14 protein-coding genes are annotated in these 16,280 nt (G+C 70.5%); 4 read left to right on the forward strand and 10 right to left on the reverse strand.

Annotated features, from left to right (window positions below):
• Positions 1 to 39: 39 nt before the first annotated feature.
• From ACFCVM_RS05965 to sucC, 5 genes are all read right to left on the reverse strand, one after another.
• Positions 40 to 1,323: a DUF6350 family protein gene (locus tag ACFCVM_RS05965; RefSeq protein ID WP_375835067.1), complete on the reverse strand. Its 1,284-nt coding sequence runs from the start codon at positions 1,321 to 1,323 to the stop codon at positions 40 to 42.
• Positions 1,324 to 1,354: 31 nt separating this feature from the next.
• Positions 1,355 to 2,848 (reverse strand): hypothetical protein, encoded by a 1,494-nt coding sequence (locus ACFCVM_RS05970; RefSeq protein ID WP_375835069.1) that lies wholly within the window; start codon positions 2,846 to 2,848, stop codon positions 1,355 to 1,357.
• A gap of 82 nt (positions 2,849 to 2,930) precedes the next feature.
• The gene (locus ACFCVM_RS05975) at positions 2,931 to 3,458 is read right to left on the reverse strand and encodes a hypothetical protein (protein ID WP_375835072.1); all 528 of its coding nucleotides are present in this window, start codon (positions 3,456 to 3,458) and stop codon (positions 2,931 to 2,933) included.
• Between the two features lie 80 nt (positions 3,459 to 3,538).
• Positions 3,539 to 4,441: a succinate--CoA ligase subunit alpha gene (gene sucD / locus ACFCVM_RS05980; protein WP_375835074.1), complete on the reverse strand. Its 903-nt coding sequence runs from the start codon at positions 4,439 to 4,441 to the stop codon at positions 3,539 to 3,541.
• Between the two features lie 14 nt (positions 4,442 to 4,455).
• Entirely contained in the window at positions 4,456 to 5,619 is a 1,164-nt protein-coding gene (gene sucC / locus ACFCVM_RS05985) for an ADP-forming succinate--CoA ligase subunit beta (RefSeq protein ID WP_375835076.1), read from the reverse strand.
• 245 nt (positions 5,620 to 5,864) lie between these two features.
• Between sucC and ACFCVM_RS05990 the strand changes: the two genes are divergently transcribed.
• Positions 5,865 to 6,587, forward strand: a complete 723-nt coding sequence (locus ACFCVM_RS05990; protein ID WP_375835079.1) for a VIT family protein — start codon at positions 5,865 to 5,867, stop codon at positions 6,585 to 6,587.
• Between the two features lie 41 nt (positions 6,588 to 6,628).
• Here ACFCVM_RS05990 and ACFCVM_RS05995 read toward each other — a convergent pair whose 3' ends face one another.
• The 3 genes from ACFCVM_RS05995 to ACFCVM_RS06005 are packed head-to-tail and all read right to left on the reverse strand — an operon-like array spanning position 6,629 to position 10,763.
• Complete coding sequence (locus ACFCVM_RS05995; protein ID WP_375835082.1) at positions 6,629 to 7,171, reverse strand: NUDIX domain-containing protein; 543 nt, start codon at positions 7,169 to 7,171, stop codon at positions 6,629 to 6,631.
• Positions 7,168 to 8,283 carry an FUSC family protein gene (locus ACFCVM_RS06000; RefSeq protein WP_375835084.1) on the reverse strand — a complete coding sequence of 372 codons (1,116 nt, stop codon included), beginning with the start codon at positions 8,281 to 8,283 and terminating at the stop codon, positions 7,168 to 7,170. The genes ACFCVM_RS05995 and ACFCVM_RS06000 overlap by 4 nt, the downstream gene beginning before the upstream one ends.
• Before the next feature lie 2 nt (positions 8,284 to 8,285).
• Complete coding sequence (locus ACFCVM_RS06005; protein ID WP_375835086.1) at positions 8,286 to 10,763, reverse strand: ATP-dependent helicase; 2,478 nt, start codon at positions 10,761 to 10,763, stop codon at positions 8,286 to 8,288.
• A 147-nt stretch (positions 10,764 to 10,910) separates the two neighbouring features.
• On the opposite strand from ACFCVM_RS06005, the gene ACFCVM_RS06010 reads away from it, so the two are divergent.
• Together ACFCVM_RS06010 and ACFCVM_RS06015 are read left to right on the forward strand one after the other, a co-directional pair.
• Positions 10,911 to 12,302 carry an MFS transporter gene (locus ACFCVM_RS06010; protein WP_375835089.1) on the forward strand — a complete coding sequence of 464 codons (1,392 nt, stop codon included), beginning with the start codon at positions 10,911 to 10,913 and terminating at the stop codon, positions 12,300 to 12,302.
• Positions 12,299 to 13,123, forward strand: a complete 825-nt coding sequence (locus ACFCVM_RS06015) for a ChbG/HpnK family deacetylase (protein ID WP_375835092.1) — start codon at positions 12,299 to 12,301, stop codon at positions 13,121 to 13,123. The genes ACFCVM_RS06010 and ACFCVM_RS06015 overlap by 4 nt, the downstream gene beginning before the upstream one ends.
• A 19-nt stretch (positions 13,124 to 13,142) precedes the next feature.
• Here ACFCVM_RS06015 and ACFCVM_RS06020 read toward each other — a convergent pair whose 3' ends face one another.
• Positions 13,143 to 14,192 (reverse strand): glycerophosphodiester phosphodiesterase family protein, encoded by a 1,050-nt coding sequence (locus ACFCVM_RS06020; RefSeq protein WP_375835094.1) that lies wholly within the window; start codon positions 14,190 to 14,192, stop codon positions 13,143 to 13,145.
• A 154-nt stretch (positions 14,193 to 14,346) separates the two neighbouring features.
• Between ACFCVM_RS06020 and ACFCVM_RS06025 the strand changes: the two genes are divergently transcribed.
• Positions 14,347 to 15,153: a Bax inhibitor-1/YccA family protein gene (locus ACFCVM_RS06025; protein ID WP_375835096.1), complete on the forward strand. Its 807-nt coding sequence runs from the start codon at positions 14,347 to 14,349 to the stop codon at positions 15,151 to 15,153.
• A gap of 75 nt (positions 15,154 to 15,228) precedes the next feature.
• On the opposite strand, the gene ACFCVM_RS06030 is transcribed toward ACFCVM_RS06025, so the two are convergent.
• On the reverse strand, positions 15,229 to 16,173 hold the full coding sequence (locus tag ACFCVM_RS06030) for an L-lactate dehydrogenase (RefSeq protein ID WP_375835098.1): 945 nt from the start codon (positions 16,171 to 16,173) through the stop codon (positions 15,229 to 15,231).
• Between the last annotated feature and the right edge of the window lie 107 nt (positions 16,174 to 16,280).

A 16,280-nucleotide genomic window follows, 5' to 3' on the forward strand; every position in this document is an offset into this window, starting at 1 on the left:
GAATAGCACCGGCGCACGGACGCCGGCATCCCTCGAGCGTCAGTGCGCCCGGGTCTCGAACGCCGCGCGGTCGAGGAGATCGCCGCCCTCGTCGACGCTGCGCTCGCGCGTCCGCACCGAATAGGCGCCGACGATCGCACCGATCCCCACCGTGAGCACGGCCACTCCCGCCACGGCCCACGGGTCGGGCCCGACCTCGGCGAGCCTGCCCGGACCGACGGCACCGCCCGACCACCACGAGAGCAGCCCGAGCACGAGTCCGGCGACCGCGCCGGACCCGACGCCGATCAGGGCGGGGAACCACCAGGCGGTGCGCACGTCATCACGACCGCCCCGCGTGCTCCACGCCGTCCCGACGAGCCAGGCGCCGAGGAAGCCGAGCAGCACCGGCACCACGAGCCAGATGGCGCCGAACGGATGCGTCTCGTTCGGCAACGCTCCGAGCAGCGGGATGCCGGGCACCGGTCCGAGCAGTGTGCCGGTCGGAGCCACGGAGGAGCCGGAGCCGATCGCGAACCCGGGGCCGAGGAGCCACGCCGCGCCCCAGATGACGAGGTTCGGGATGAGCGAGAGCTCGGCGACGGTCAGGGCGATGCCCCCGTCGATTCCGCTCCCGAGCGACTGGTAGAGCCCCGCGATCGTCGCGTAGTCGACCGCGATGAGCGCCGCGACGAGCACGCCGGCGACGGCGAGGAGCCCGAACGCCGCACCGGCGCCGATGCGCACCACGATGCGTGCGGTGTCGACCAGCACCGGGGGCAGCTCGGCGACCCGGCGGCGCACGAAGCCGCCCGCGGCATCCGTCATCGGATCGTCGCGAAGCGATTCGACGACCGCCCCGATCACGACGCCGACGGCCATCACGAACGCCGGAAGCAGCGCCGCCTGCCAGAGCGAGGACCGCGCGCCGTCGATGCCCGCCAGGGATGCCAGCACGAATCCGACGACCGCATAGACCGACACGGCGGCGATGCCGCCCGTGAACGAATGCCCCTCGGCGGCCGACCGTCGCCCGATACGACGGGCGAAGGCCACCGAGATGAGGGCGAAGCCGAGCAGCGCGATCGTGATCGGGAACGGGTCGCCTGCTCCCGGCAGGCCCGTCTGCTCCGCGGTCACGGGGTCGAGTTGCAGCACCAGGTCGACGCCGTGACCGAGCAGCCACACGTCGGCTGCGGCGCGAAGGAACAGCGTCACGTCGACCGCGAGCCCGAAGTGCACGGCCCACAGCAGCATGAGCGGCACGAGCGCGATGCCGAGGCCGATGAGGGCGGCGACGGATGCCTCGAGGCCGGCGAGCAGGGCGATCGTCGTGCGTCTCATTCCACCGGGAGCTTATCCCGCCGCGCGCCGCTCAGTCGGCAGGACGTGCGGTGTCGGGTCGACTCGGCGACTCGATGTCGACCTCGTCGACCACCGTCTCGACGGCCTCGCCATCAGCACCGACCGTGACGAGCACCGCCTCCTCGACCTCGACGACCTCGTCGACCTCGGCCGTCGACTCGTCGCCGGCGCCCTCCACCTCGGATTCCGGTCGCCGGAGGAGTTCGACGATGAGCAGCGCCAACAGCGCGAGCAGCACGGTCCCGATGACGAAGCCCGCCGAGACGGGGCGCGAGAACAGCACGACGAGCGAGGCGACGACCGCGATCACGATGTAGGCGATGACCCGCCAGCGATCGAGCCAGATGCCGAACCGGCCCGTCGTGACACCGTGCGATGCCGCGGCTCTGCGCACGGTCGAGAACCCCGACTCGGCGAATCCGCGGAGCGCCCGCGCCGGGCGCCATGGGCCCGAGAACCAGGCCACGACGGCCACGAGCACGCCGAGCACGAGGAGGGCGACGACGGTCGACATCATGATCTCGATCAGCCCAGAGTAGATCGCCTCCGCCGCGTTCGCCGGCATGACCTCGGGACTCACCGCTCCGACGAAGTACCAGCGCCCGATGCCGACACCGCTCGCGAGGAGCGCCATCGAGAGGGCGAAGCCGCCCGCCGTCCAGACGAGCGCCCTGATGCGATTCCGGGCGACGACGACGCCGATGACGAGGAACGCCAGCATGATCCACGGCAGCCACGTGCCCACGCCGACGGCGAGCGCGTAGACGGTCTGGATGAGTGCGAAGGCGTCGTCCTGCGCGATGACGACGCTCCGGTCGACTGCCGGGATCGCCTGCGCGAATCCGACGCCCTGGTCGATGAGCCGCTGCTTCACCGATTCGACGATGGGTCCGAGCTGCACCGAGATCGTGCCGTCGCTGCCGACCGCGAGCGCGGCATCGGGGTCGCCCTCCATCGCGGCGACGAACTGCGTGTGCGTGATGCGCAGGGTGTTCGCCCAGATGTCGGCGAAGGCGGGAGAGGTGATCAACCGGTCGACGACGTCGGAGACGAGCGATTGGATCCCCTGCGTCGCCGGCCCCTCGAGCAGCCCGAGGGCCGCGTCGGCCTTCGGAGGCAGCCCGAGCGAGCGGATGCCGTCGAACACGTCGGAGGTCAGCGCCGGGATGTCGACCTGTTCCTCGATCGCCGCCGTCACCTCGTCTCCGAGGTAGGCCTGGACGGCCGGCTGCTCGATGATGGGCGCGAAGGTCGCCACGAAGCGGTTGGTGTCGGCGAGCTCGAGGCGGGCCCACGCGGTGATCACGGCGACCGGCGCGAGCAGGAGCCCGACGACGATGAGCACGACGGCCGTGAGGCTCCGGCCCCAGCGGCGCCTGGCCCTCGGCGCAGCGGATGCCGCGGCATCCGCCACGCCCTGCTCGAGGCCCGCGCGAAGCGCTGCGTTCTCGGACTCGAGCGCGGCGATCCGCGCCTCGAGCTGGTCGTCACCGTTCTTGGCCATGAGGCACCCCTGCCACGACCCTAGCGCGCGTCGCGCCCGCGCACATCGGTCCCATGCCGGTGGACGCGTCGTGTCGTGCAGCTCAGTGGATGACGGCCTTCGCCACGATCAGGGCGATGCCGAACCCGGCGGTGGTGATCGATCCGAGCACCTGGATGGGCCACGGCGCGCCCCGTCGGTGGAACGCGATGAACCCCAGCACCGCGAGCACCACGACGCCCGCCCAGAGGGCCACCCAGATGGCGACGTTGTCAGGGATCGCCCGGGTCGCGCCGAGGAGCAGGATGACGAGTGGGATGGTCGCCGAGAGCAGGAGCCCGCGCGAGCGCAGCAACGCGATCCCGAACGACTCCTTCAGCCCGACGACCCGGTCGTGGTCGAGTCCGTGGTGGGCGACGGTGCCGGCGTACACGTGTGCGGCCCAGAAGACTACGACGGTGACCGCGACGCTCCAGAACACGCGCCACGAGGTCTCGCCGTGCCCGCCCGAGGCGACGATCATGCCCGACACGAGCAGCACGCCGTAGACCGACTCCTCGGTCACGAAGGTGGCCCGCACGATCCGGTGAGCCTGGCTCAGGCCCTTCGCCGACGACTGCTGCTCGCTCATCCCTCCACTCTGGCACGAGTCCCGCAGACGCGGAACGGCCCCGCAGGCGAAGCCTGCGGGGCCGTTCGACGAGATTCGCGCTACAGCGCGGCGTAGACCTCGCGCAGCAGCTGCGCGGTCTCGGACGGCGTCTTGCCGACCTTGACACCGGCGGCCTCGAGGGCCTCCTTCTTCGCCTGCGCGGTGCCCGCCGAGCCCGAGACGATGGCGCCGGCGTGGCCCATGGTCTTGCCTTCGGGAGCGGTGAAGCCGGCGACGTACCCGACGACCGGCTTCGTGACGTTCGCCTTGATGAAGTCGGCCGCGCGCTCTTCCGCGTCGCCGCCGATCTCGCCGATCATCACGATCGCCTTGGTCTCGGGGTCGGCCTCGAACGCCGCGAGCGCGTCGATGTGCGTCGTGCCGATGATCGGGTCGCCGCCGATGCCGATGGCGGTCGAGAAGCCGAGGTCGCGCAGCTCGTACATCATCTGGTACGTGAGCGTGCCCGACTTCGAGACGAGGCCGATCGGGCCCTTGCCCGTGATGTTCGCCGGGGTGATGCCGACGAGCGCCTCACCGGGGCTGATGATGCCGGGGCAGTTCGGGCCGATGATGCGCGTCGCGTCGCCCTTCTCCTTCGCGTAGGCCCAGAACTCCGCGGAGTCCTGCACGGGCACGCCCTCGGTGATGATCACGAGGAGCGGGATCGACGCGTCGATGGCCTCGACCACGGCGTCCTTCGTGAAGGCCGGCGGAACGAAGGCGATGGAGACATCCGCCCCCGTCTCGGCCATCGCCTCGGCGACCGAGGCGAACACCGGCAGCTCGACCGGGTTGCCTGCTGCGTCGTTGTGCAGCACCGTGGTGCCGGCCTTGCGCGCGTTGACGCCGCCGACCACCTGGGTGCCGGCTGCGAGCATGCGCGCCGTGTGCTTCGAGCCCTCGCCACCGGTGATGCCCTGGACGATGACCTTGGAGTCCTTGTTGAGGAAGATCGTCATTTCTTGTGCGCCCCTTACGCGTTCGCCAGCTCGGCGGCCTTGTCGGCGCCCTGGTCCATGTTCTCGGCGAGGGTGACGAGCGGGTGCGCGGCCTCCTCGAGGATGCGACGGCCCTCGACGACGTTGTTGCCGTCGAGGCGCACGACGAGGGGCTTGTTCGCGGCCGAGCCGAGCTCGGCGAGCGCGCCCACGATGCCCTTGGCGACCTGGTCGCACGCCGTGATGCCGCCGAAGACGTTCACGAACACGCTCTTGACCTGCGGGTCGCCGAGGATGATGCCGAGGCCGTTGGCCATGACCTCGGCCGAGGCTCCGCCGCCGATGTCGAGGAAGTTGGCGGGCTTGACGCCGCCGTGGTTCTCGCCGGCGTAGGCGACGACGTCGAGCGTCGACATGACGAGGCCCGCGCCGTTGCCGATGATGCCGACCTCGCCGTCGAGCTTGACGTAGTTGAGGTCGAGTTCCTTGGCAGCGGCCTCGAGGGGGTCTGCGGCGTCCTTGTCCTCGAGGAGGGCGTGGTTCGCGTGACGGAACTCGGCGTTCTCGTCGAGCGTGACCTTGCCGTCGAGGGCGATGACGTTGCCGTCTTCGTCGAGGATCAGCGGGTTGACCTCGACGAGCGTCGCGTCTTCGCCCTTGTAGACCTCGTAGAGCTTCACGAACACGTCGGCGACCTTGTCGACGAGCTCGGCCGGGAAGTTCGCGGCGACCGCGATCTCGCGGGCCTTCGCGGCGTCGATGCCGGCGATCGGGTCGACCTCGATGCGCGCGAGCGCCTCGGGCTTCTCGACGGCGAGCTGCTCGATCTCCATGCCGCCCTCGACGCTCGTGAGCGAGAGGTAGGAGCGGTTGGCCCGGTCGAGCAGCACCGAGAAGTAGAACTCCTGCGCGATGCGTGCGCCGCCGGCGACCATGACGCGCTTGACGACGTGGCCCTTGATGTCGAGGCCGAGGATCGCCTTCGCGGCCTCGTACGCCTCGTCGGGGTTCTTCGCGACCTTGACGCCGCCGGCCTTGCCGCGGCCGCCCGTCTTCACCTGGGCCTTGACGACCACGACGCCGCCGAGCTTCTCGGCGGCCGCGCGCACCTCATCGGCGGTGTCGGCGACGATGCCCGGGAGCACGGGGACCCCGTACTGCTCGAACAGGTCTCTGGCCTGGTACTCGTAAAGATCCACGCTCTACTTCCAATCGATCCGCACGCGCGAGAGCGCACAGGGGCTGGTGGGTGTCGGCCCGACCCGCCGAAGAATCTCGACGTCAAGATAAGTTGGGCCAAGTTCCATGCTACTCCTCCCGTTCCGCGCGACCGAACCGAGGGCGGGGGCCGATGCCGGGAGCCGATCACGACCTCGGAGAACGCTCGAGTGAGGTGAGGCTCGGCAGGCTGGCGGCCGTTCCGACCGAATGCGAGAGTGGCGCGATGACGCACACGGACGAACCGCTCCACCGGACCGATCCGCACGACGGTTCGGTGCACGCGAAACTCAACTGGCTCCGGGCGGGCGTGCTCGGGGCGAACGACGGCATCGTCTCGGTCGCCGCTCTCGTCGTCGGTGTCGCGGCGGCCGCTGCGAACGACCTCGGCGCGATCCTCGTCGCGGGCGTGGCCTCCGTGATCGCCGGTGCGATCTCGATGGGCCTCGGCGAGTACGTGTCGGTGTCGAGCCAGCGGGACACCGAGCGCGCGCTCATCGCGAAGGAACGATGGGAACTCGAGACCATGCCCCAGCAGGAGCTCGCCGAGCTGGCGGGGCTCTATCGAGCGAAGGGCCTCTCAGCTGCGACCGCCGAGACCGTCGCCCGAGAGCTCACGGCCCACGACGCGCTCGCCGCCCACCTCGAGGTGGAGCTGCACATCGATCAGGACGACGTCGCGAACCCCTGGCATGCGGCCGGGGCATCCGCTCTGTCGTTCGTGGTCGGCGCGATGCTGCCGATGCTCGCGATCCTCCTGCCGCCGGCCGAATGGCGGATCCCGACGACATTCGCCGCCGTGATCGTGGCGCTGGCGATCACCGGCTGGTTGAGCGCGTGGATCGGTGGCAGCCCGAAGCCGCGCGCCGTGCTGCGCGTCACGATCGGCGGCGCGCTCGCACTTGCCGCGACGTGGGTGGTCGGCGCACTCCTCGGCGTCGCCGTCTGATCGGTCCGTACCGATCGACGGGCGCCGATCGCGGGGCGGCGTCAGCCGATGCGACCGAGCGCTGCGGCCGCGTAGAACACCGCGGCGATCGTCTCGCCGTCGGTGATCTCCCCCGCGGCCACCATGCGGACGACCTCGCCGAAGGGCACCGCCCGCACCGCACTGATGCCCTCTTCGGCCTGCGAACCGGCGACGGATGCCACGTGGCGCAGGCCCGTCGCGAGGTACACCGTCTCCGCGGCGCGACAGATGCCGTTGAGGGCGGTCATGCGGCCGATCTCGCGCCACTCGGCCGCCTCGTGCCCCGTCTCCTCGAGCAGCTCCCGCCGTGCGGCGACGAGCGGGTCCTCGCCGTCGGTGCCGCCGGCGGGCACCTCGATCGAGGTGCCGACGGTGTGCCGATCGATCGTGACGAGCAGCACCTCGTCGTCGTCGGTCATCGCGACGACGAAGACGGCGTCGTTGCGGAGCTCGACGACGCCGTAGACGCCCTCGGTGCCATCTGGCCGCACGACGTCGTCTTCGGTGACGGTGATCCACTGGTTCTCGTACACGGTGCGGCGTTCGCGTGTGGGCCAGGTCATGGTCGCTCCTCTGGTGGAATGCTCGGGGTGGCCATCGTCGGCGGCGGCATCGGCACGTACTCGACGAACCGACGGGCGAGCAGCACCGCGGCGACGCCGAGCGCCGCGCCGACGACGGTCTCGATGAGTCGATCGCCGAGCAGCACGGGAATCGGCGTCGGCGCAGCGAGGTGCGCGACCGTGAGGGCGAGCGGCGTGACGAAGACGAGCGCAGCGCCGTAGTGGCGGCCGACGAGGATCTCGGCGGCGAACTGGCACACCGCGATCACCGCGATGAGCGCCCAGATCGGCGGCTCGGGCCACAGCACGAGTGCAGTGACGCCCACGCCCACGGCCGTGCCGACGACGCGGTGCCAGGCGCGTTGCACGGTGTGAGCGGCTCGGGCCGGCGGAATCACGGCGACCGCGCTGACCACCGCCCAGTACGGATGGCCGATGCCGAACGCGATCGCGACTCCCCCGGCAGCGAGCGCCGCGAGCACGTTCTGCGCGATGTTCAGCCAGACCCTGGCGTCGGCGTACGCACGCGCTCGCACCGGCGCCTGCCGCGGCAGCGTCTTGAAGATCGCCTGCTCGCGCGTGCGCACCGCGCGGCGCAGCAGCCATCCCGACATCGCGAGCAGCCACGCGAACGCGGTCGCGGCCGCCGCGACACCCCAGCGCAGCCATCCGCTGCCGTCGTCGACGGGCTGGGCTGCGCAGACGAGCACCGCGAAGACCGCGAACAGCGGGCCCGACGGCGTGACGCCGAGCGTGTTGTAGACGAGGATCACGACCGCGATCACGAGCGCCAGCACGCCGGCCTCCACGATCAGCGGGGCATGCACGACGGAGAGCAGGATGCCGGCGCCGATCGAGCCGAACTGCACCGCACCGGCGGCGGTGACCGTGCGCAGTCTCGTGCGATACGGCTCGCTTCGACCGAAGATCGCCGTCATGCCGCCGAACGCCGCGTAGGCCGCGAGGTCGACTCGGCCCAGCACGACGAGCACCGTGAGCGGCACGACGGCGGCGAGTGCGGCCCGCAGCGCCACCTCGAGGTCGAGCGCTCGCAAGGATCGGAGGCGCGCGACGAGGCCCTCCGGTCGCTGTGCGCCCTGCGGTCGGGCCATCGTTAGAGCTTCTCGATGGGCGCGATCTTGATGAGGAGCTTCTTCTGGCCTGCGGTGTCGAAGCTGACGTGCGCGATGCGCTTGGTGCCCTCGCCCGTGACCTGGGTGACCTTGCCCTCGCCGAAGTCGGTGTGCCGGATGCGGTCGCCGGTCGCGAGCGTGAGGTCGCCGTTGTCGCGCACCGTGCCCGTGACGCGGTTTGCCCACTCGGTCTTCGGCTTGTCGGAGCGGGTGACGCTGAACCGTTCGAGGTCGCGATCGCGCGTGCCCCACGCACCGCCGGGCGCACCGCGACGGGCGTTCAACGCGCGCGGCTGCGTGCCGCCGCGTGAGGTCGCCATGCCCGGCGACTGGCGCCAGTCGATAAGGCCCTCGGGGATCTCCTGCAGGTAGCGCGACGGCATCGCCACGGCGACCTCGCCGAACTGCGCGCGGCTCATGGCGAGCGAGAGGTAGAGCCGCTTGCGGGCGCGGGTGATGCCGACGTAGAAGAGCCGGCGCTCCTCGGCGGGGCCGCCGGGCTCGGAGGCCGACATCTGGTGCGGCAGCAGCCCCTCCTCGATGCCGGTGAGGAAGACGGCGTGGTACTCGAGGCCCTTGGCCGTGTGCAGCGTCATGAGCGAGACGGTGCCGGATGCATCGTCGAGCTCGTCGGCCGCCGCCACGAGCGAGACCTGCGTGAGGAAGTCGACGAGCGTGGCACCGGGGTTCTCTCGATCGAAGTCGCGGGTCTGCGCGACCAGCTCTTCGACGTTCTCTGCGCGGGTCTCGTCTTGCGGGTCGCGGCTGTTGCGGAGCGCGTCGAGCAGGCCCGAGCGCTCGACGAGGAACACCAGCACGTCGGAGACCTTCGCGGCCCCCACGTTGGTGCCGGCCGCGAGGCCCTCGGCCGAGGGCACGAGCATCGCCGCCGCCTCGTCGAGCACGTTCGCGAGCGCCGAGATCGCGCCCGTCACCTTGGGGCCGAGTCCGAGCCCGTCGGCGGCGCGCATCGCCTGGCGGAAGGTGAGCTCGTTCTGCTCGGCGAACGAGGCGAGCGCCGTCTCGGTGGCCGGGCCGATGCCGCGCTTCGGCGTGTTCAGGATGCGTCGGAGCGCGAGCTCGTCGACGGGGTTCGCGACCGCGATGAGATAGGCCATCGCGTCCTTGATCTCGGCGCGCTCGTAGAACTTCGTGCCGCCGACGACGCGGTACGGCAGCGCCGAGCGCACGAAGATCTCCTCCAGCGCGCGGGTCTGCGCGTTGGTGCGGTAGAAGACGGCGATGTCGCGATACGCGACGCCCTCGCGGTGCAGCGACTCGATCTCGTCGGCGATGAACTGCGCCTCGTCGTGGGCGGTGTACCCCGTGTAGCCGATGATCTTGTCGCCATCGCCGTCGGCCGTCCAGAGTTTCTTCTCTTTGCGGTCGAAGTTGTTCGAGATGACCGCGTTCGCAGCGGAGAGGATGTTCTGGGTCGATCGGTAGTTCTGCTCGAGGAGCACGACCTTGGCGCCCGGGAAGTCGCGCTCGAACTCGGAGATGTTGCGGATGTCGGCGCCGCGGAATGCGTAGATCGACTGGTCGGAGTCGCCGACGACCGTGAGGCTCGCGCCGGGGATCGCCCCGGAGGCATCGGTGAGCCCCCGCACGAGGATGCCGTGCTCGTCGAGCTCGTCGACGACCTCGCGCGGCACCGCCCTCGTCAACTCGTGGATGAGCGAGTACTGGGCGTGGTTCGTGTCTTGATACTCGTCGACGAGGATGTGCCGGAATCGGCGCTGGTAGAGCGCCGCGACCTTCGGGAAGGCGCGGAAGAGGTAGACCGTCTCGGCGATGAGGTCGTCGAAGTCGAGCGCGCTCGCCGCTCGGAGCCGCCGCGTGTACTGGCGGAAGATCTCGAGGAACATGACCTCTTGCGGGTCGTTCATGTTCGCGTTGCGCGCGTGCGTCTCGACGTCGGCGAGCTCGTTCTTCAGCTTCGAGATCTTCGCCTGCGCGCTCGCGGGCGTGAAGCCCATGGTGTCGGCGTCGAGCTCCTTGATGATGCGCTTGAGGATCGTGCGCTGGTCGGCGGAGTCGTAGATCGTGAAGGTCGACGAGAGCCCGATCGACTCGGCCTCGCGGCGGAGGATGCGCACGCACGCCGAGTGGAACGTCGAGATCCACATGCCGGAGGCGCTCTCGCCGAGCAGCGCCTGGACGCGCTCGCGCATCTCGGCGGCGGCCTTGTTGGTGAACGTGATCGCGAGGATCTGGCTCGGCCACGCCTCACGGCTCTCGATGAGGCTCGCGATGCGATGCGTGAGCACGCGCGTCTTGCCCGAGCCGGCACCCGCGACGATGAGGAGCGCTGGGCCGCGATACTCGACCGCCTCGCGCTGCTCGGGGTTCAGCCCATCGGTCAGTCGGGAGCCGCCGGTGCCGGCAGCGTCGGTGCCGACGGCGGGGGGCGCCTCGCGCCAGCCGGCCGGGTCGTCGGGGTCGAGGATCAGCGTCATATCCCTTCAAGTCTAGGCGCGACATCCGACACTCGTCTTGAGGCCGCGAACGGGCGAAGCGGCCGCCACTGAGCTTCGATCTCGACGGAAACGCGACGGCGAACGCAGAATGTCGTAACATTTGCGCACCCCCAGCGAAGGACGACGATGACCGAACGCTCCGAGACGACCCCTGCCCGCGCCACCGCCCCGTGGCGATATGCCATCGGCATGTTCGGCACCTCGATCCCGATCAACATGATCAAGGGCTCGATGATCCTGTACTACGTCGACATCCTCGGGCTCGACGTGCGCGTGTACGCGGGGGTCATGATCGTGTACGCCGTCATCGACGCCGTCGACAATCCGGTGCTCGGCTTCCTCTCCGACCGCACCCGAACCCGCTGGGGACGACGCCGGCCGTGGCTCGTCATCGGCGCTCCGCTCCTCGCCGCGAGCATGATCGCCTTCTTCTCCGCTCCCGACTCGCTCGAGGGCCTCGGACTCGTGCTCTGGTTCGCGATCTTCGCGATCCTCTGCGAGGCGTTCGACTCGATGCTCAACGCCAACTACGGCGCACTGCTTCCCGAACTCTTCCCGCGGGAGCGGAAGCGGGCGGTCGCGAACTCGCTGCGTCAGGGATTCCAGCTCGTCGCCCTCGTCATCTCGCTCGCGCTGACCCCGCTGCTCACGACCTCGGTGTTCGGCACCGAGGACACCACGGTCGGCTTCACGACGACGGCGATCATCTACGGCGCGATCGCCACGGCGGTCATCCTGTTCATGGCATTCAGCGCGAAGGAGAACCCCCGCTACGCGGAGGGTGCGCGGCCGCGCTTCTTCCCGACACTCCTCACCATCATCCGCAACCCGAAGTTCTGGTCGATCGGCGTCGCGGGCGCCTGCTATGCGAGCGCCATGGCCCTCGTGCTCGCGGGCCTCCAGCTCTACGTGCGCTACTCCCTCGGCCTGCCCGTCGCGAACGCGCTCTACCTGCAGGCCACCGTCATCCTCTGCTCCGCGGCCGGCCTCGTCGTCTGGACCCGCGTGATCCGGAGCAGGGGCGCGGCCTTCACCTGGCGCCTCGCCTTCGTGATCCTCGCGCTCAGCTTCGTCCCGCTCTTCTTCGCCACCGACCTCGTCACCGCCCTGCTCGCCGGACTCCTCGTCGGCATCGGCTACTCGGGCATGCTCGCCACGAACGACCTGATCGTGGCGCGCGTGCTCGACGACGACGCCCGGCGTCACGGCCAGCACCGCGAGGGGCTCTTCCTCTCGGCCTTCGGCTTCTTCGGCCGCCTGAACGGCATCATCACCGGCCTCGCGCTCGCCTCGCTCGGCGTCTTCTTCGGCTACAACTCCGGCGACGATCCCGGCGGTCAACCGGATGTCGCGTTCCGCATCTACCTCTGCGTGTACCCGTTCATCCTCTGCACGATCGGGGCGGTGCTCGCCCGATTCATCCGCGTTCCCGAGGGCCTCTCCGAAGCCGAGGCCGACGGCGGCATGACGCTCGCCGCCGTGCGCAGCACCGCGGCCGACGACGAGACCGCGCAATGACCCGTCGGCTCGTGCTCACGGCCGACGACCTCGGCCGCGAGCCGGGCACGTCGGTCGAGATCGCACGCCTCGCCGCCGAGGGCGCGATCACGGCGTCCACGGTCATCGTCGTCGCGCCCGGCGCCGAGGCCGCGGCGACGTCCGCCGCCCGTGCCGGCATCGTGCCGCGCCTGCACGCGACCCTCTCGAGCGAGCGCGGGCTCACGGCCTGGCGGCCGGTGCGAGCCGCCGCCTCGCTCGTCTCGGCCGACGGCACACTCCCGTTCGACCCCACCGAGGTGGGCGCCCGGGCGGATGCCGCGGACGTCGCCGCCGAACTCGACGCGCAGTTGCAGCGCCTCACGAGCTGGGGCATCCGCCCTCTCGCCCTCGACTCGCACGCCGGCACCCTCTACGGCCTCACCGGGCGCCCGTTCATCGCCGAGGCGCTCGAGCTCGCGGCGCGCCACGGCCTGGGGTTCCGGCTCCCCCGCGATCCGGCGCTCTACCTCGGCGGAGCCCTCCCCGTCGAGGCCGCGTCGATCCACGCGACGGGCGTCGCGGCCGCGGACGCGGCCGGCGTGCCGATCCCCGCCGCGATCGCCACGAACCGGACGCCGGCCGCACAGCTCGGAAGCTACGGCTCGCTCCGCGACGGGTATCTGCGCCTCCTGGGAGCACTCCCCGATGGCACGAGCGAGATCTTCATGCACCCGGCGCCCGAGCACGCGGTCTCGGGCCCCGATGGGATCCTCCGCGCCTGGGAGCTCGCGCTGCTTCGAGACGACGCGTTCCGGACGGCGATCGAGACGGAGGGCATCGAACTCGTCGACGCCTGGTGAGGCACCCGAGGGGGCTCCCTCAGGAGACCGGGGTCTCCCGACGCGCCTCCACCCCGAGGTCGGGATGGTCGAGGAAGACGCCATCGACGCCCATGGCGATGATCTCCCCGAACTCGCCCGCCCAGTCGCCGAACGCGGCCCGCACGGTGCCGCGCCGGAACCGGCCCGCGAGGAAGCTGTTCTCGGGGCGGAGGGTCCAGGTGTAGATCTCGAGGTCGGCCGCGTGCGCCGCGTCGACGAGTTCGGCGCCCGAGAGCGGGGCGCCGGCGACATCCGCTCGCTTCGCCTTCGCGCCGCCGACGAGCCGCGCCTTTCCGACGCTCACGCCGTCGAAACGACCTGCGAGCCGGAGCAGTCCCGCCTCGGTCACGAAGGAGTCGTACGCGGGCGCGCTCCGGCCCTGCTCGAGCGCGAGATCCCACGGAGCACCGGAGCCCTCGATGAGGAAGACGCGCTTGCCCCGGATGCCGCGAGCGGCGAGCCGATCGAGCAGTGTCGGCTCGAACGCCTCCATGATGAGCCGCTCATCGCCGCGTCCCCACCCGGCTGCATCCAGTTCCGCCTGGAACAGCTCGTCGAGCGGCAGCCCGAGCGCGTCGAAGTGCGCGGCGTGCTTGAACTCGGCCACCATGCGCAGCATCCGCCGCTGCTCGTCGGACGCGACGTCGATGATCTCGAAGAGCTCCCGCAGCCTGATGATCGGGAACCGGTCGTCGAAGCTCGCGCTCGACTGGCGCAGGGCGCCGAGGCGTTCGCGCGCCCGCAGCGTCGCGAGCTCCGCCCATGTGAAGTCCTCGGTGAACCAGCCGGTGAGGGCGGTGCCGTCGATCTCGCGCGTCGTGCGGCGACCGGCGAACTCGGGGCGGGCTGCGACATCCGTCGTGCCCGAGATCTCGTTCTCATGGCGCAGCACGAGCACGCCGTCGCGCGTCGCGACGATGTCGGGTTCGACCGCATCGGCGCCGAGGGCGAACGCGAGTTCATAGGCCGAGCGCGTGTGCTCGGGCCGGTACCCGGGTGCACCGCGGTGCCCGATCACGAGCGGGCGCGGAACGTCGTGGTGCTGCATGCGCCCAGCGTAGCCAGCGCCCGGCATGCCGAGCCGGGAATGTCGCGGAAACTCAAGGCGTTGTCACGGATATCTCGGGTAGGTTGGTTGTCAAGCGGATGCCGCGCATGGCCGCCGCCCGTCCCCCGAACACAGCCGAAAGCAGAGGAAACCCATGGCTCTCGACAACCCCGCATTCTCGCGGAACTCCGCGTTCTCCGCGCAGGGGGGCGTGGCCGCAGCGCAGGACATCTCGGCCCAGCAGCTGCAGGACATGTACAACCAGCCCGCGACGCCGCCCGCCGGCGAGACCATGTCGGTGGAGACCACCGTCCAGAAGTCGGCCGTCTCGTTCGGCCTGCTCCTCGTCGGCGCAGCCCTCGGCTGGGTCACGACCGAGTCGATGCCGTTCCTCTGGATCGGCGCCGGCATCGTCGGCTTCGTGCTCGCGCTCGTCAACATCTTCAAGAAGGAGCCGTCGCCGGCATTGATCCTCGCGTATGCGGGCGTTCAGGGCGTTTTCGTCGGCGGCATCTCGGCATGGTACGAGATGACGTACGGCGGCGGCATCGTCGCACAGGCCGTCATCGCGACGCTCGTCGTCGTGGGCGTGACCCTCGCCCTCTTCGCCTCGGGCAAGATCCGCGCCTCGAAGAAGGCGACGAAGGTCTTCCTCATCGCGATGGTCGGCTACCTGGTCTTCTCGCTCGTGAACATGGGTCTGATCCTCTTCGGCGCGACCGACGACCCGTGGGGGCTCCGCGGAGTGGACTTCATGGGCATCCCGCTCGGTCTGATCATCGGCGTCCTCGTCGTCATCATGGCCGCGTACTCGCTCGTGCTCGACTTCGACTTCATCCAGCAGGGCGTGCGCAACCGCGCCCCGAAGAAGTACGAGTGGTCGGGCGTCTTCGGCATCATGGTCACGGTCATCTGGCTGTACCTCGAGATCCTGCGGATGCTCGCGATCGCGCGCGACTGACCTTCGTCGACACTCGAACATCGAACGGCCGCCCTCGGGGCGGCCGTTCGTGGTTTCGGGAGGCGAGCGCCGGCCTCAGATGCCGAGCGTCGCGACCGACGCCGTGATCGCATCGGCCGAGGCCCGGAGCAGCAGCTCCTCCTCGGTCGAGAACGGCGTCTCGGCGACCGGTACCGCGCCGTCCCCGCCGACGACGCTCGGGAGCGACAACGCGACGCCGTCGAGACCCCGGATGCCGCGGAGCACCGTCGAGACCGGCAGCACCGCCCGCTCGTCGCGGAGCACGGCCTCGACGATGCGCGCCCCGGCGAGGCCGATGGCGTAGTTCGTGGCCCCCTTGCCGCGGATGACCGTGTACGCCGAGTCGCGCACCTCGTGCGCGATGTCGTCGAGCTCCGCCGCCGAGAACGGCTCGGCGCCGCGCCACTCGAGGATCGGCACGGGCCCGATGCGGGCGTTCGACCAGAGCGGGAACTCGGTGTCGCCGTGCTCCCCCACGATGTCGGCGTGCACGCTCGAGGTGGTGACCCCGGCTCGCCGGGCCAGCAGCCAGCGCAGGCGCGACGTGTCGAGCACGGTGCCCGAGCCGAAGATGCGGTGCGGCGGCAGGCCGGTGATGCGCTGCGCGGCGACCGTCAGCACGTCGACGGGATTCGTGACGAGCACGATGACCGCATCGGGGCCCCGTTCGAGGAGCGCCGGCAGCAGGTTCTCGAGGATGCGGACGTTCGTACCTGCGAGATCGAGTCGGGACTGCCCCGGTTGCTGCTTCGCCCCCGCGGTCACGACGATGACGTGCGAGCCCTCGACCACGCCGAGGTCGGCTCCGCCGCTCACCGAGGAGCCCGTGAACTGCGTGCCGTGCGCGAGGTCGAGCACCTCGGCGTCGACCTTCTCGCGCGCGATGTCGTACAGCGCGACCTCGCTCGCACTCCCGCGGATCAGCGCCGAGTACGCGAGGCTCGTGCCCACGCTTCCGGCTCCGACCACGGTCAACTTCGAGTTCTCGACGACGCCCATGCGACCAGTCTGACAGTGGGGCCAGCGCTGAGTCGCAGGAGCGTAGCGGCGACACGCCGTTCGCCCTCGGCGTGGCGCTCCCGATCGTCCTGCGACTCGGCGCGACG

It is taken from the genome of Agromyces sp. NPDC056389, assembly GCF_042262385.1.
Taxonomy (GTDB): Bacteria; Actinomycetota; Actinomycetes; order Actinomycetales; family Microbacteriaceae; genus Agromyces.

What these genes read in the sequence shown, in the direction of transcription:
- ACFCVM_RS06005 (WP_375835086.1), bottom strand. Translation starts at nt 10,763, where the DNA reads ATGACGCTGATCCTCGACCCCGACGACCCGGCCGGCTGGCGCGAGGCG.
- ACFCVM_RS06015 (WP_375835092.1), top strand. Translation starts at nt 12,299, where the DNA reads ATGACCCGTCGGCTCGTGCTCACGGCCGACGACCTCGGCCGCGAGCCG.
- ACFCVM_RS05970 (WP_375835069.1), bottom strand. Translation starts at nt 2,848, where the DNA reads ATGGCCAAGAACGGTGACGACCAGCTCGAGGCGCGGATCGCCGCGCTC.
- ACFCVM_RS06000 (WP_375835084.1), bottom strand. Translation starts at nt 8,283, where the DNA reads ATGGCCCGACCGCAGGGCGCACAGCGACCGGAGGGCCTCGTCGCGCGC.
- ACFCVM_RS06010 (WP_375835089.1), top strand. Translation starts at nt 10,911, where the DNA reads ATGACCGAACGCTCCGAGACGACCCCTGCCCGCGCCACCGCCCCGTGG.
- ACFCVM_RS05965 (WP_375835067.1), bottom strand. Translation starts at nt 1,323, where the DNA reads ATGAGACGCACGACGATCGCCCTGCTCGCCGGCCTCGAGGCATCCGTC.
- sucD (WP_375835074.1), bottom strand. Translation starts at nt 4,441, where the DNA reads ATGACGATCTTCCTCAACAAGGACTCCAAGGTCATCGTCCAGGGCATC.
- ACFCVM_RS06030 (WP_375835098.1), bottom strand. Translation starts at nt 16,173, where the DNA reads ATGGGCGTCGTCGAGAACTCGAAGTTGACCGTGGTCGGAGCCGGAAGC.
- ACFCVM_RS06020 (WP_375835094.1), bottom strand. Translation starts at nt 14,192, where the DNA reads ATGCAGCACCACGACGTTCCGCGCCCGCTCGTGATCGGGCACCGCGGT.
- ACFCVM_RS05975 (WP_375835072.1), bottom strand. Translation starts at nt 3,458, where the DNA reads ATGAGCGAGCAGCAGTCGTCGGCGAAGGGCCTGAGCCAGGCTCACCGG.
- ACFCVM_RS06025 (WP_375835096.1), top strand. Translation starts at nt 14,347, where the DNA reads ATGGCTCTCGACAACCCCGCATTCTCGCGGAACTCCGCGTTCTCCGCG.
- ACFCVM_RS05995 (WP_375835082.1), bottom strand. Translation starts at nt 7,171, where the DNA reads ATGACCTGGCCCACACGCGAACGCCGCACCGTGTACGAGAACCAGTGG.
- ACFCVM_RS05990 (WP_375835079.1), top strand. Translation starts at nt 5,865, where the DNA reads ATGACGCACACGGACGAACCGCTCCACCGGACCGATCCGCACGACGGT.